We start from the raw sequence: 14,400 nt of genomic DNA on the forward strand, positions 1-14,400 counted from the left end.
TCGATGTATAAATTTTAAGGACTAGTATGCTGGTTTTTAAGCAATAAAAAAAGGGAGACAGAGTCTCCCTTTTTATCGCGAACTAATCGTTAAAAACGCTTAGTTTGGCACTACTTTTTCAAGATGCCAGATGCGCTCTACGTAATCTTCAATTGAGCGGTCAGAGTTAAATTTACCTACTGATGCTGAGTTGATGATAGCCATCTTAGCCCACTTCTTCTGATCACGGTAAGTCGCGTCAACTGCTGCGTACTCAGTAGTGAAAGACTCGAAGTCCGCCAATACTAGGTACGGGTCACCGCCTTCTAGCAAGCTGTGCTTGATTGAAGCTAGCTCACCAGGAGCACCAGGCGTGAAGAAGTCTGTTTCTAACCAATCTAGAACAGCTTTAAGCTCTGGGTTACCGTAGTAGTAATCCCATGGGTTGTAACCAGCAGCTTTAAGCGCTTTAACTTCGTCACAGTTTAGACCGAAGATGAAGATGTTGTCGTCGCCAACTTCTTCTGCGATTTCAACGTTCGCACCATCAAGAGTACCAAGAGTTAGGGCACCGTTTAGGGCAAACTTCATGTTACCAGTACCTGATGCTTCGTAACCTGCGGTAGAAATTTGCAGAGATACATCACCTGCTGGGAATAGTTTCTCAGCAAGCGTTACACGGTAGTTAGGCATGAAAACAACTTTTAGCTTGTCTTTAATGCGTGGATCGTTGTTAACTTTATCTGCAACCTTGTTGATCGCGTAGATAATGTCTTTAGCTAGCTTGTAACCAGGCGCAGCTTTAGAACCGAAGATAAATACTTGTGGGCCCATATCATAATCTGGGTTTTCAAGTAGACGACGGTAAAGTGCAAGGATGTGTAGCAATGCAAGGTGCTGACGCTTGTACTCGTGTAGACGCTTAATAAGAACATTGAACATTGCATCAGGGCTTACTTTGATGCCACATAGCTCTTCAATTTTGTCAGCTAGTTCTACTTTCTTCTCGCGTTTAATCGCCATGAAGTTTTTCTGGAACTCAGCGTCATCTGCAAACTTAGCAGCGCCTTTTAGCTCGTCTAATTTACGCGGCCAGTCAGTACCAACAGTATTGTCGTACATCTTAGCTAGCTGTTCGTTACATGCAAGCAACCAACGGCGAGGAGTTACACCGTTTGTTACATTTACGAAGCGCTCAGGCCATAGTTCGTAAAACTCTGGGAAAAGATCTTCTTTAACCAACTCTGAGTGCATTGCTGCAACACCGTTAGTTTTGAAACAAGTCACAACACATAGGTACGCCATGCGAACCATGCGAGTTTCACCTTCTTCAATGATAGAAAGGTGACGTTTCATTTTGTCGTTGCCAGGCCATTTAGCTTCAACTTGGTCTTCTAAGAAGCGACGGTTGATTTCGTAAATGATTTCTAGGTGACGTGGAAGTACTTTTTCGAACAAGTACACAGCCCATTTCTCTAATGCTTCTGGCAATAGAGTGTGGTTAGTGTAGGCGAAAGTTTCTGTACAGATTTTCCAAGCGTCGTCCCAAACTAGACCTTCTTCGTCGATAAGAATACGCATCAACTCAGGAATAGCGACAGTTGGGTGAGTATCGTTCAACTGGATTACAGCTTGCTTAGAGAACTGAGAGAAATCGCTGTGGTTACGTTTGTAACGACGAATGATGTCTTTTAGTGAACAAGCACAGAAGAAGTACTGTTGGATAAGGCGAAGTTCTTTACCCTGTTCGCTTTCGTCGTTCGGGTAAAGTACTTTAGATACTGCTTCAGCTTGTGATTTCTCAGCTTGAGAATCAACATAACCACCGGCGTTAAATACGTCCCAGTCAAAGAAGTCAGCCGCTTTAGATTCCCACAAACGCAATACGTTTACCGTTTTGGCTTCGTAGCCTACTACTGGGATATCCCATGGCACACCTTTAATTTGGCGACCCGCGTGCCAAACTTTACGCATTTTGCCATCTTCACCAAATACAGTTTCTACATAACCGTAAAGTGGTACTTCTTGAATTGATTCTGGACGGCAAATTTCCCAAGGGTTGCCGTATTCGCGCCAGCTATCAGGGCGTTCGATTTGTCGGCCGCCTTGAATTTCTTGACGGAATAAACCGTGCTCGTAGTGGATACCGTAACCTACCGCAGGGTAGTTAAGAGTGGCTAAAGAATCGATGAAACAAGCAGCTAGACGACCTAGACCACCGTTACCAAGAGCCATATCTGGTTCTTCGTCACAGATGTCGTTAATGTCTTTACCTAAATCGGTAAGTGCATCACGAGCGGCATCAAAAACACCAACGTTGTGAAGGTTGTTTATAGTTAAACGACCCATCAAGAACTCTAAAGAAAAGTAATGTACAGCACGAGAATCGTTTTCTGCATTTGCTTTAGAGGTTTCAGTTAAACGATCAAACACTAATTCGTTTACTGCAGAACACGTTGCTTTCCACCAAGCTTGGTTGTTAGCACGTCCTTCATCAGTACCGTGAGTACTGCGCAAGTGTTTAATAATTGAATCTTTAAACTCAACTTTCGATAACGCTAGTGCGTTTTTTGCTTTTGCCTTTTTAGCGGCCATGTCAATTTCCTTTGTATCTAACCTTTGTGGTGACATCTTCAAACGTAGTATTTGTTGGTTAACCGATCAGCAAATACTACTAAAGATCGTATGTGCTCAAAAATCCGAGCTCATGTTACCGATGCGGAACGACATTATATACGTTCTACATCACATTTAGGTAAAAAAGCCTCTCTCAAGACTAAATTTTTATGCATTTTCCTAAGAAAATACAATTTCACTCAAAGAACTGAAACGAAGTGTAAAGAAAACCCATCAAAAGCCCAGCCCTTGAAAATGCTTTCATGGAAAAACCGCCACCATTATTGATCACAATCAATTAAAACGGGGCTTTTACGCCATTCGATACAAAAACTGAACAACTACCAAATTAAAGTCAATTTGTAACAAAATTATTACAGAACTTGCAATTTAAAGCAGTTGGCATACGTTTTCAGGAGTTATCTATGCACAAAAAAAGGGTATTTATTCAATACCCTTAACTTGTCCGTTTAAATTATAGTCCAGCTTTTGCTAAAGCTGCAGAAACAATTGTTTGCGCTTCTTGTTCTATCTGAACTAAATGCTCTTCACCCTTAAAGCTTTCCATATAAATTTTATAAATCGCTTCAGTACCTGAAGGTCTAGCGGCAAACCACCCGTTTTCAGTCACCACTTTTAAGCCACCAATTGCAGCGCCATTGCCTGGCGCAGAAGTGAGTTTAGCGATGATCTTTTCACCCGCTAAGCTTTCAGCTTCAACCATCGCAGGATCTAAGGCGCTTAATACCGCTTTTTGTTCAATCGTTGCCGGAGCATCGATACGTTTATAGCAAGGCTCTCCAAATTGACTAACAAAACCTTGATAATGTTGGCCTGGATCTTTTCCGGTTACGGCAATAATCTCAGCGGCTAATAGCGCCAAAATGATCCCATCTTTATCGGTACTCCAAACACCACCATCTTTTCGTAAAAAAGAGGCTCCGGCACTTTCTTCACCACCAAAGGCGATGCTGCCGTCAAATAGACCATCGACAAACCACTTGAAGCCAACTGGAACTTCTTTAAGTTCACGGCCTAAGCTACCCGCTACTCTGTCGATCATTGAGCTAGATACTAAGGTTTTGCCAATTGCGGCCTCTGCTGGCCAGCCCTTACGGTGAGAATACAAATAGTTAATAGCAACCGCTAAGTAGTGGTTTGGATTGAGTAATCCACTACTGCGAGTCACGATACCATGACGATCATAATCGGGGTCATTAGCGACAGCGACATCGAACTTGTCTTTCAACGCAATCAAACTCGCCATGGCATAAGGTGATGAACAATCCATGCGGATCTTGCCATCTTTATCTAGCGTCATGAATGAAAAAGTCGGGTCAACACGATCGTTGACAACTTCAATGTCTAAGCCATAGGTTTCGGCAATCACTGACCAGTATGCAATACCGCTTCCGCCTAGTGGGTCAACGCCAATTTTGACTTTAGCTTTAGCGATCGCATCCATATCCAATACGTTAGCTAAATCATCTACGTAAGGTTTAATGTAATCAATAGCTACAATAGAAGGCAGTTTAATCGCTTGGTCGTAACTTAAACGTTTAACCTCTTTTAACCCATTAGCAAGAATTTCGTTGGCACGGTCTTGTACAACTTTGGTGACATCACTGTCAGCTGGACCACCGTTTGGCGGGTTGTATTTAAAGCCACCATCTTCAGGTGGATTATGAGAAGGAGTAATCACTACACCATCGGCTTGTTCTTTACCTAAGCGGTTGTAAGCCAAAATAGCATGGGAAATAACCGGTGTAGGGGTATATCCCAAACCTTCTTGATAGCGAACTTCAACGCCATTTGCTGCAAATACTTCTATCGCAGAACAAAAAGCAGGTTCTGATAAGGCGTGAGTATCTTTACCAATATAAAGAGGACCAGTGGTACCTTGTGCTAAACGATACTCTGCAATTGCCTGACTCACTGCCAAAATATGGTTTTCGTTGAATGCACGTTGGCTTGAACTGCCGCGGTGGCCTGAAGTACCAAATGCTACCTGTTGCTCACGTATGCTTACGTCAGGGCTTAATAAATAATAGTCCGCGACTAAACGAGGAATATTGGCAAGTTGCTCAGCCTGAGCTGGCTTTCCTGCTAGGGGATGAATAGCCATTTATAGCTTCTCCGATGCTTAAGTTAAAGTTAAATAAAATTTATTACACTGCTTCACAAAGACGGTCTATGTGCGACTGTTCTAGACCCATTTCACTGGCTACGTGTTGAAGAATGTAGCGCTTACGGGCGGTATTAGTATTAGTGATAACCCAGAAAGGTGTTTCTGGAATAGCCTGGGGTTTAGTTGTTTTTCCGGACGCAAGTAAAGCCTCTTTGCTTTGAGAGAAATACTCTCGTTTGCTGCCTTTAATGACACACGCTTTGATAAACCGCTGACTGTCGACATGATAAAGTTGCGATAAGATAACTAAAAAACGTTTGGTCGAGCTTGATTCAACCGCTATTTTATCAAAATCAAATTTGTTCAATAAATTAGCAAAATCAGTAGGTACTGAAGTCATGGTCGACTCCAGTTTAACCGTTTCGTCTTCTTGTTCTTGCTGTTCTATAAGCGGAGGAACTAAAGGCTCATCGAGTGTTTGTATACCATCAACGTTGAGCAAGCGGCGCAAAATGTCCGAAGCATTTTCACCTATATGCTTAGTTTGTCCAGCAATGTATAAATACAAGTCTTCTTCAATCTCTATCGTTTTCATCGTCACTTTTCGTATTGCGCCCTAACTAATATAACCAAATATTATACATAGCAACGTTGATAACTCACCAACAATCATGAACAAGCTCACTAAAAGCTGCTTTTTTGCACGTAATTATTGCTTATCAAGCTTGTGAAACAGATTGATGAAATGCAAACTAGCCAACACATTTCACTCGGAGACCGAGCATTGAATCTGCATTTCAAACAACATGGTAACGGTTACCCTGTTTTGTTAATTCACGGCCTTTTCGGCAGCTTATCCAATTTAGGCCTGCTGGCTAAACATTTAGAACAACTTGGCTATCGGGTCATTAGTATAGATGCGTTAAATCATGGCCTATCCCCCCGCTCTAACTCTATGTCTTACCGAACGCAGGCCGCCGCCGTCAAAGCCGTATGTGAAGATTTAGCTATAGATCAATGCGCCGTGGTCGGTCACTCTATGGGGGGGAAAATTGCCATGGCTTTAGCCCAGCAATACCCCGGTTTAATCAGCACCTTAGTGGTGGCAGACATAGCACCAGTGAGTTACCAGCACAACCATACAGCCGTGTTCTCGGGGTTGATGAGCTTTCAGCCGAGCACTATTAGCAGTCGGCTTGAAGCGGACAAATGTTTGGCAAAACACATTGTAGAACCCGGCGTTCGCCAATTTTTATTAAAGTCGTTAACTAAAGTCGACGGGCAATGGCGCTGGCTTTTTGACGTAGAAAAACTTTACGCCTGTTATTCAAGTATCATTGACTGGTCCGCAGGAGAGTCTTTTAGCAAGCCTTGTTTGTTCATAAAAGGTGAACTGTCAGATTATATTGTGGCAGATTACCAAACCCAAGTTGCCCAGCAATTTCCGAATGCCAGCTTAAAAGTCATCGCTGGCACAGGACATTGGCTACATGCTGAAAAACCGGCACTTTTCAATCGTTTGACTGAGCAGTTTTTAGCCGCCCATATTTAACAACTGTCGATGCTTTATGATATAGTGCGCGACGAATTTTTCTCTCAAGGATAGTGATGTTCGCTAAGCATATTGATTTAATAGAAAGCCTTGCCCTTAATATCGGCTTTGTGGTTCTGTTTTTCTTTATCGGCATGGCTATTCAAGACGTACTAAAAAAAGGCAATGTCCCCGCTTTTGGCCGAGCTATCGTTTGGCTAGTACTATTTTTGGGATGTGCAGGCTTTATTGCAAAAGGTCTAATTCAATTGTCTTGGGAAGGCAATGGTTTAGGCTAAACGGTTGTTTCAGAATTAATGGCAAAACAAAATACAGATCGAACTACTATTGATCTATTCGCAAGTGAAAAAAGAGTTGGTAGACCTAGAACCAATCCTTTGGAGCGTAAAGATCAACTAAAAGCCAATAAACGAAATCAACTTAAACGAGATCGTGCGAATGGGCTTAAAAGAATCGAGTTAAAAGTTGAACAGCAGCTTTTCGAAACACTCAATCAGTTAGCAACAGCATCGGGCATCAGCCGAAGTGAGCTGATTGAAAAGATGTTACATGAACAAGTTACTCAATTTTCAACAAATCAATAGTTTGTAATACAGGTGAATTTTATGGCGAGCGTAGGAATATTTTTTGGTAGCGATACTGGCAACACAGAAGCCGTAGCCCAAATGATCCAGAAAGAACTGGGAAAAAAACTGGTAGAAGTGAAAGATATTGCCAAGTCATCAAAAGAAGATATTGATGAATTTTCATTGATATTGTTGGGTATTCCTACTTGGTATTACGGTGAAGCTCAATGTGATTGGGACGACTTTTTCCCAGATCTTGAGCAAATCGATTTCTCAGAAAAATTGGTAGCCATCTTTGGCTGTGGCGATCAAGAAGATTACGCTGAATACTTCTTAGATGCGATGGGTACGATAAATGACATAGTCGTTAATAAAGGCGCGACAGTGGTCGGTCACTGGCCAATCGAAGGTTACGACTTCGAAGAGTCAAAGGCCTTAGCAGACGATGCGCACTTCGTTGGTCTAGGTATAGATGAAGACCGACAGCCAGAGTTAACCCAAGAGCGGGTAAAAGATTGGTGTAAGCAAGTTTATGAAGAAATGTGTTTAGCTGAACTGGCTGACTAAAAAATTGGGCGTGAGCCCAATTTTTTTGTCTACTGCTAGCGAAGTTGGCCGCGTATATGCTTAACTTAGCTTAGAGGTTACAAATATTGCATAAGTTTATATTGCTAGTTCTGTTAAGCATTGCAGGCAACAGTTACGCCGACGTATGGTTCTATCAGGATCAACACGGCGTAATGCATTTTGCTCAAGAAAAAAAAGGCGCTAAATGGAGCCTTTTGATGCGGACACCAAAATCTCTAAACGAACCCAAAGCGTCAAAAAAATCACAACGTTTGCCTAGCGACCGTCCCTACCACCAAATGATCAATGACATCGCTAAACGCCACAAGCTCGACCCCGCTCTTATCCATGCAGTTATTGCCACCGAATCAAACTATAAAAAAAATGCTGTATCCAAAGCTGGCGCTATGGGTTTAATGCAACTAATGCCAGCGACAGCAGAGCGCTTTTCTGTCAGCGACCCATTTATTCCTGAACAAAACATCGAAGCAGGAAGTCGCTATTTGAGATGGCTATTAGATGAATTTGAATCCTTACAGCTAGCCTTAGCGGCCTACAACTCTGGCGAAAATACCGTTAAGCGGTACGGGTTTCAAATCCCCCCTTACCCCGAAACACAAAACTACGTGATTAAAGTCATCGAACGCTACAAGCAAAACTTGTCACTTATCCAGTAAGTTAGGCGACATTGTCTAAAACGGGTCGGTACTGCCTTTTTAGGCGAATATATAATGTTCGCTCAACGACAGCGATCAGTTTTCCATGTTCATCAACTACTTCTACCGATACTTTTGGTTGATATTTACTTCCTTGGGCGGTTTGAGCTTTAACATTTTCTACGAACTGCTTGCTTAGGATAAACCTGCCATACACCTTACCCCTACCGGGGCTAATAAACTTAATAGCCGCTTCGCTATCCCATACATGATACTGCTTACCTAAAATCGCCATTAGTTGCAGCGGGTAAATAGGATCGGTCATCGAAAATATCGCCCCACCAAATTGAGAGCGATTAGCGTTTTTGTTCCACCATCTAAATGCCAGCCTTACCTCACAATAATCAAAGTTAGGCGATAATTTGGTCATTTTAATACCCGCCCCCCAAAATGGAGGCCAGAGATTAAGTACCGTTTTAGTGACTCTTGCGTGCTTTAGATAGAAATCCATAATACCAACTGGTCCGATTTGTTAAATGTAGGTTAATAAAAAATCGCTTAAGCTACAAGTTTTCTGTTGAGGCTTTGAGTTTGCAAGCTAAGTCCGTATACTATCGGGCAGTTATGGAATCAATAACAGCAAGGGATAAATAGTCACCTATGTCTGATAATAATCAAGCACTAAAGAAAGCGGGTTTGAAAGTAACCTTACCTAGAATGAAAATTCTAGAGCTACTACAGACCCCAAATAATCAACACATCAGTGCTGAAGATTTGTATAAGCTTCTCATAGAACAAGGTGAAGAAATTGGTTTAGCGACAGTCTATCGAGTGCTAAACCAATTTGACGATGCTGGCATTGTTACTCGACACCACTTTGAAGGTGGGAAGTCGGTATTTGAATTAAATAGTCAGCACCATCATGATCATTTGGTGTGTTTGGATTGCGGTAAGGTGATCGAATTTAATGATGAGACCATCGAGCAGAAACAAAAAGATATTGCTGCTCGAAACAACATAAAACTCACCAACCATAGCTTATACCTCTATGGCACCTGCGTTAAAGAACAGTGCCCTAACAAAGAAGATTAGCCACAAAACAGGTGGGTATAAATCCACCTGTCTTTTAGTTTGCCGCGTAGCCCCACCGATTGACCAAATCATTTTCGACTCCGATATGATCTAGAATCCTCGAGGTCACATGCGAGACCAATTCATCTATAGTCGTGGGCTTGTGGTAAAAGCCAGGGCACGCAGGGAGAATATCTACCCCTAGCTTGGCTAATTTCAACATGTTTTCTAAATGAATCGCTGAAAATGGCATTTCTCGGGGAACGAGCACTAAGTGCCCTTTCTCTTTTATAACCACATCTGCAGCCCGTTCAATTAAGTTATCAGACAAGCCCATGGCTATAGATGCCAGAGTTCCCATACTACATGGGCATATCACCATAAATTTGGGAGCTGCTGAGCCAGAAGCAACCGGAGAAAACCAATCGTTCTTTCCTGGCACCAATATTTGTCCAGCTTGAGCATTAAAACGCTCCTTCAGAAATGGTTCAGCCTGACTCCCGCCTGGCCACTGCTCTCCTAACTCCGTAGCAATGACAACTTTTGCCGCGCTAGAAATTAATAAATGTATTTTATAATTGGCTTTAACTAATTGCTCCAATAAACACACCGCGTAAGGCGCACCTGAAGCTCCTGTTATTGCTAAAGTAATCTCTCTATTTTTCATTTTTTGTGCGTTATATTTTTGAACACGCTAATGAGAGGCGCGTATTTAGTGATGTAGCTAAATTGTAACGCTAATAAGTGAGGTAAGCGACTTGTTCTAGAAAAAGAATATTGTATATAGACCAAGTAATTAACTACACTTATCAAAAGGAATTTACTAATTTGGCTTATGTCTAAAATCGAAATCCCCATCAATGCGCTAAAAGTAGGCCACTACATTTGTTTACCTATTGGCTGGACAGCTCATCCGTTCATGCGCAATAGCTTCAAGATAAAAAACACTGAACAACTCACCGTTATTAGATCTTTGGGCTTAGAGTCGATAACCGTTGTGCCGAATAAATCTAGTGTAGAGGTAGAACAAGTCGACACGACGAGCGTAGATAAAGCCCCCGAGATTGAAGTGCCGGTAGATAACGAGCAAGCTTGGTTAGATGAATTAAGACATAGCCAAAAACGCGCCAATAAAGGCTATTTACAAAGTGCCGACAAATTTAGAGAAGCCCTAGCCAAATTCACCAGTAAACCAGAAGAAGCTTACTATAGTATTTTTGAACAGGTAAATCACACGGTCCAATTAATGTTCAAATCTACCTCTGCTCACAGTGTCTTCCTCAGTCTTGAACCAAGTAGTAACGAAGATATTTTTTTCCATAGCATCAATGTAGCTGTACTGGCGGTGTTAGTGGCGAAAAGTAGTGGTTTTACAGAAAAGGAATGCCAATATCTATGTATAGCGGCAATGGTGCATGATATCGGTGAGCTTAAGGTTCCTCAGCAGATTAGAAGAAAGCCAAGCGCTTGGACCAAAGCAGAAGAAAACTTTTATCAAACACATCCAAACTTTAGTATCGATTTGATAAAAAAAGCGGGTTCTTTTCCAGATGAAATAATACCAATGGTAATGAACCACCATGAACGTTTAGATGGTAGTGGCTTCCCCAAAGGCTTGAAGGCCAACGCACTAGACAAATCAACGCAATTACTTTCTGTTGTAGACACTTTTGAACACCTTTGCTCCCCCTTACCCTCGCAAAAAAGTATGACGCCACAAGAAGCGTTCGCATTTTTGTATAAAAGCGCCACGACCAAATTTAATAAAATGTATTTGGAGCAACTAATGAAAACCCTTGGTATATACCCACCAGGATCATTAGTTAGCTTATCCAACAAAACGTACGGCATGGTGATGTCCAGCAACCCCAAAGAAAAACTAAAACCCAGAGTTTTACTGCTAGAAAACGGTAAAAGTTTTGATAATTCGAACTTGCTAGATCTGAGCAAGGTTGATACAAGCATAACTAAGACTGTCAGGTGGGAGGATATTCCTAGTTCCTTGACCAAAAACTTCGATGCTAAACTTCGTTGCTGTTACTTCTTTGACCCCGAGCAATAAACTAAAGGTTTGTTTGCCCATAAAAAAGCCCGATAAATCGGGCTTTTTACATTTTATACCGATGGCAAATTACTTATCTTCAGCATCTTTAATGCCTTTAGCTTTTTCTCGTAAGCCCTGAAGCATGACATAAAATACCGGAACCAAACAGGTGCCCACAATGGTTGCAGCGATCATCCCGCCCATCACTGCGTAACCCAAGGATATGCGGCTCGCGGCACCAGCACCTGTAGCAATAACTAAAGGAATTACGCCTAAAATAAACGAAAATGCCGTCATTAATACCGCTCGGAAACGCAAACGAGCCGCTTTAACAGCAGCGTCACGAATACTCAATCCGCCTTCACGTAATTGTTTAGCGAACTCAACAATAAGAATCGCGTTTTTACAGGCTAAACCTATCAGTAACACCAGTCCAATTTGAGTATACAAATTGACATCTGAGCCCATTATCCAAATGTAGATAAATGCGCCTAATATCGCAATGGGTACGGCAAGCATAACCGAAATAGGCACTGTCCAGCTTTCATACTGGGCGACTAGGAATAGGTAAGTGAAGATAAGCGCTAAGCTAAAGATTAATGGCGCTAAGTTACCGGCTTTCAACTCTTGATAGGTTTGACCTGACCATTCATAGGTATACCCTGCTGGAAAAGTTGTTTCCGCTATGCGTTTTACCGCGTCAATCGCCTGCCCAGAACTAAAACCTGGTGCTGGGAACGCATTCATCTTAACCGCACCGTACAGGTTGAATTGGTTGATGTATTCAGGGCCCAGTTTAGGCTCTACCGTTACGAGGGTATTTAATGGCACCATCTCATCAAACTTATTACGAATATAGAAACGAGCAATATCTTGTTCTGAGTTTCTAAATTCAGTTTCAGCTTGCATATTCACACGGAACACTTTACCAAAACGGTTAAAGTCATTGACATACATTGACCCAAGCATGGTCTGCAAGGTCGTAAATATACTGCTAAGCTGTACCCCTTGTACTTTCGCTTTTTGGCGGTCTACATCAACGAATAACTGTGGTACATCAGCGCGGTAAGTACTAAACGCAGCGGCTAATTCAGGAGCTCCACCCGCTTCAACGGCAGTCGCTCTCATCACACCTGCCAAATCGGCTGGTGAGCGGCCTAAAGTATCTTGAATAAAGAACTCAACCCCAGACACTGTACCAACACCAGGTAAAGCCGGTAACGAGAAGCCTACTGCTTGGGCATCACCATAACTTGCTAACAAACCATTAGCGCGAAGTAATATCTGATCTTCTACCAGCGCTGGATCGGTACGTTCATCCCAATGAGACAAAATAACAACCATTAAGCCAGCATTAGATGAAACGGCTCCAGAAATAATCGAATAACCACTGGCCGAAATAACATTAGTTACCCCATCGAGTTTATTCAGATCATCTACCATTCGTGCGACAACATCTTTGGTACGGTTAATCGAAGCACCATTGGGAAGTTGAACATCGATGAAAAAGGCTTTTTTGTCTTCGGTAGGTACAAAGCCAGATGGCAATGAGGTTGCCAAGTAACCGGTCGCGCCAATCAATAAGACATAAACAACCCCAACTATCGACAGTTTTCTCACCATACCGGAAACGAAACCAGTGTATTTATTCGTTACCTTATCGAAGTTTTTATTGAAAAGTGCATGAAAACCTTTTTCATGCACTTTTGGAGTCTTAAGTAATGACGCACACAAGGCTGGGCTTAGAGTTAAGGCGTTTACCGAAGAAATTAGTACCGAGATACAAATGGTAATTGAAAACTGCGCGTACATTTGGCCGGTAATACCGGGCATTACCGCGGTGGGTGCAAACACAGCTAACAATACCAACGTAGTAGCAACTACGGGTCCAGTAACCTCTTGCATTGATTTGGTGGTAGCGTCTACGGCATTCAAACCTTCGTCTTGCATTAATCGTGTGGTGTTTTCAACCACCACAATGGCGTCATCAACCACAATACCGATCGCAAGGATTAAGGCGAATAACGACACCGTATTAATGCTCATGCCAGTAGCAAGTAAGAATGCAAAGGTACCAATTAGAGAAACCGGTATAGCAATTGCTGGCACCAGAGTTTGTCTAAAATCTTGTAAAAAGATATAAACAACAAAAATAACCAGAGCTACTGCTATCAATAAAGTTTCAAGCATTTCGTCGATTGAAGTTTCTACAAATTCCGTAGTATCGTAGAGAATTTTGTAGTCCATATCTTCGGGAAACTGCTCACCTAAGCGGGTTATTTCATCTCGAACCCCTTTCGCTACTTCGAGTGCATTTGCTCCACTAGCTTGATATATGAACAATAAAGCAGACGCTTTGTTGTCTAACATCGCTTCTGCATCGTAACTTGCAGCGCCTAACTCTACTCTTGATATATCCTTAAGGTAAACCGCGCTACCATCTGGGTTAGAGCGAATAATTATCTCTTCAAACTCTTCGGGATGACTCAATCGACCTTTAGTTGATAAGGTATATTGAAATTGTTGATCTCTCGGTACCGGCGCGGCACCAATACGACCCGCAGCTACTTGAATGTTTTGTTCCTGAATAGCCCCAATAGCATCATCAACAGTCACCCCTAAACTGGTCATTCGATCGGGGTTTAGCCAGATCCGCATAGAGTAATCCATGCCACCAATAATACTCACTTTAGAGACGCCATTAACGCGCGCTAAGTTATCCTTAATGTTAATCCCCATGTAGTTATTGAGGAATAAGTTATCTAAGCTTTCATTAGGTGATACGAGGTTAAGCATCATCAAGATATTAGGATCTTGTTTTTCGACCTTGACCCCATTACGTTGCACTTCTGAAGGTAAACGCGGCATAGCCTGTTGCACACGGTTTTGCACGTTTACCTGAGCCATATCTACATTACTTCCCACTTCAAAAGTCACGTTGAGGGTATAACTACCATCGTTCGCGCCCTTTGACTCCATGTAGATCATGTTTTCAACGCCGTTTACTTCGGCTTCAATCACCTTTGCAACAGTATCGGCAACCACTTCAGCGCTAGCGCCGGGGTAGCTTGTCGTTACTGAAACCATCGGTGGAGATATATTGGGGAACTCCGCGACCGGCAGCACCGGGATCGACAAAAAACCAGCCAGTGTTATTACTATTGCAATAACAAAGGCAAACTTAGGTCGATGAATAAAAAACTTACTAATCATCACCGACT

At 42.3% G+C, this 14,400-nt stretch carries 13 protein-coding genes; 7 read left to right on the forward strand and 6 right to left on the reverse strand.

Annotated features, from left to right (window positions below):
• Nucleotides 1–99: 99 nt before the first annotated feature.
• The 3 genes from ACVFI8_RS00535 to seqA all read right to left on the reverse strand — a co-directional run bounded on the left by ACVFI8_RS00535 (nucleotide 100) and on the right by seqA (nucleotide 5,318).
• A complete protein-coding gene (locus ACVFI8_RS00535; RefSeq protein ID WP_248715387.1) occupies nucleotides 100–2,574 on the reverse strand; it encodes a glycogen/starch/alpha-glucan phosphorylase in 2,475 nt (824 codons plus the stop codon).
• A gap of 496 nt (nucleotides 2,575–3,070) precedes the next feature.
• Nucleotides 3,071–4,720, reverse strand: coding sequence for a phosphoglucomutase (alpha-D-glucose-1,6-bisphosphate-dependent) (gene pgm, locus ACVFI8_RS00540; protein ID WP_457872719.1), 1,650 nt, complete (start codon nucleotides 4,718–4,720; stop codon nucleotides 3,071–3,073).
• 43 nt (nucleotides 4,721–4,763) lie between these two features.
• Complete coding sequence (gene seqA / locus ACVFI8_RS00545) at nucleotides 4,764–5,318, reverse strand: replication initiation negative regulator SeqA (RefSeq protein ID WP_248715385.1); 555 nt, start codon at nucleotides 5,316–5,318, stop codon at nucleotides 4,764–4,766.
• A 132-nt stretch (nucleotides 5,319–5,450) separates the two neighbouring features.
• Between seqA and ACVFI8_RS00550 the strand changes: the two genes are divergently transcribed.
• The 5 genes from ACVFI8_RS00550 (at nucleotide 5,451) to ACVFI8_RS00570 (ending at nucleotide 8,085) form a co-directional block, all read left to right on the forward strand.
• On the forward strand, nucleotides 5,451–6,275 hold the full coding sequence (locus tag ACVFI8_RS00550; protein ID WP_457872721.1) for an alpha/beta fold hydrolase: 825 nt from the start codon (nucleotides 5,451–5,453) through the stop codon (nucleotides 6,273–6,275).
• Between the two features lie 56 nt (nucleotides 6,276–6,331).
• Entirely contained in the window at nucleotides 6,332–6,553 is a 222-nt protein-coding gene (locus tag ACVFI8_RS00555) for a DUF2788 domain-containing protein (protein ID WP_248715383.1), read from the forward strand.
• Nucleotides 6,554–6,571: 18 nt separating this feature from the next.
• Nucleotides 6,572–6,859: a LexA regulated protein gene (gene ybfE, locus ACVFI8_RS00560; RefSeq protein WP_248715382.1), complete on the forward strand. Its 288-nt coding sequence runs from the start codon at nucleotides 6,572–6,574 to the stop codon at nucleotides 6,857–6,859.
• A 21-nt stretch (nucleotides 6,860–6,880) separates the two neighbouring features.
• Nucleotides 6,881–7,408 carry a flavodoxin FldA gene (fldA, locus tag ACVFI8_RS00565; protein WP_248715381.1) on the forward strand — a complete coding sequence of 176 codons (528 nt, stop codon included), beginning with the start codon at nucleotides 6,881–6,883 and terminating at the stop codon, nucleotides 7,406–7,408.
• A gap of 86 nt (nucleotides 7,409–7,494) precedes the next feature.
• On the forward strand, nucleotides 7,495–8,085 hold the full coding sequence (locus ACVFI8_RS00570) for a lytic transglycosylase domain-containing protein (protein ID WP_248715380.1): 591 nt from the start codon (nucleotides 7,495–7,497) through the stop codon (nucleotides 8,083–8,085).
• A gap of 1 nt (nucleotide 8,086) precedes the next feature.
• On the opposite strand, the gene ACVFI8_RS00575 is transcribed toward ACVFI8_RS00570, so the two are convergent.
• Nucleotides 8,087–8,575, reverse strand: coding sequence for a DUF4442 domain-containing protein (locus ACVFI8_RS00575; RefSeq protein WP_457872722.1), 489 nt, complete (start codon nucleotides 8,573–8,575; stop codon nucleotides 8,087–8,089).
• Between the two features lie 149 nt (nucleotides 8,576–8,724).
• Between ACVFI8_RS00575 and fur the strand changes: the two genes are divergently transcribed.
• The gene (gene fur / locus ACVFI8_RS00580) at nucleotides 8,725–9,156 is read left to right on the forward strand and encodes a ferric iron uptake transcriptional regulator (RefSeq protein ID WP_248715378.1); all 432 of its coding nucleotides are present in this window, start codon (nucleotides 8,725–8,727) and stop codon (nucleotides 9,154–9,156) included.
• A 34-nt stretch (nucleotides 9,157–9,190) separates the two neighbouring features.
• On the opposite strand, the gene ACVFI8_RS00585 is transcribed toward fur, so the two are convergent.
• Nucleotides 9,191–9,802, reverse strand: coding sequence for a flavin prenyltransferase UbiX (locus tag ACVFI8_RS00585; RefSeq protein ID WP_248715377.1), 612 nt, complete (start codon nucleotides 9,800–9,802; stop codon nucleotides 9,191–9,193).
• 168 nt (nucleotides 9,803–9,970) lie between these two features.
• Between ACVFI8_RS00585 and ACVFI8_RS00590 the strand changes: the two genes are divergently transcribed.
• A complete protein-coding gene (locus ACVFI8_RS00590; protein ID WP_248715376.1) occupies nucleotides 9,971–11,197 on the forward strand; it encodes an HD-GYP domain-containing protein in 1,227 nt (408 codons plus the stop codon).
• Nucleotides 11,198–11,266: 69 nt separating this feature from the next.
• Here the strand turns inward: ACVFI8_RS00590 and ACVFI8_RS00595 are convergent, their stop codons facing one another.
• Complete coding sequence (locus tag ACVFI8_RS00595) at nucleotides 11,267–14,392, reverse strand: efflux RND transporter permease subunit (RefSeq protein WP_457872723.1); 3,126 nt, start codon at nucleotides 14,390–14,392, stop codon at nucleotides 11,267–11,269.
• Nucleotides 14,393–14,400: the final 8 nt, after the last annotated feature.

The organism is Agarivorans sp. MS3-6 (assembly GCF_054112545.1).

Coding starts and splice junctions, on each gene's coding strand:
- ACVFI8_RS00575 (WP_457872722.1), bottom strand. CDS start 8,575: ATGGATTTCTATCTAAAGCACGCAAGAGTCACTAAAACGGTACTTAAT.
- ACVFI8_RS00585 (WP_248715377.1), bottom strand. CDS start 9,802: ATGAAAAATAGAGAGATTACTTTAGCAATAACAGGAGCTTCAGGTGCG.
- fldA (WP_248715381.1), top strand. CDS start 6,881: ATGGCGAGCGTAGGAATATTTTTTGGTAGCGATACTGGCAACACAGAA.
- ACVFI8_RS00535 (WP_248715387.1), bottom strand. CDS start 2,574: ATGGCCGCTAAAAAGGCAAAAGCAAAAAACGCACTAGCGTTATCGAAA.
- ACVFI8_RS00590 (WP_248715376.1), top strand. CDS start 9,971: ATGTCTAAAATCGAAATCCCCATCAATGCGCTAAAAGTAGGCCACTAC.
- pgm (WP_457872719.1), bottom strand. CDS start 4,720: ATGGCTATTCATCCCCTAGCAGGAAAGCCAGCTCAGGCTGAGCAACTT.
- ACVFI8_RS00555 (WP_248715383.1), top strand. CDS start 6,332: ATGTTCGCTAAGCATATTGATTTAATAGAAAGCCTTGCCCTTAATATC.
- ybfE (WP_248715382.1), top strand. CDS start 6,572: ATGGCAAAACAAAATACAGATCGAACTACTATTGATCTATTCGCAAGT.
- fur (WP_248715378.1), top strand. CDS start 8,725: ATGTCTGATAATAATCAAGCACTAAAGAAAGCGGGTTTGAAAGTAACC.
- ACVFI8_RS00595 (WP_457872723.1), bottom strand. CDS start 14,392: ATGATTAGTAAGTTTTTTATTCATCGACCTAAGTTTGCCTTTGTTATT.
- seqA (WP_248715385.1), bottom strand. CDS start 5,318: ATGAAAACGATAGAGATTGAAGAAGACTTGTATTTATACATTGCTGGA.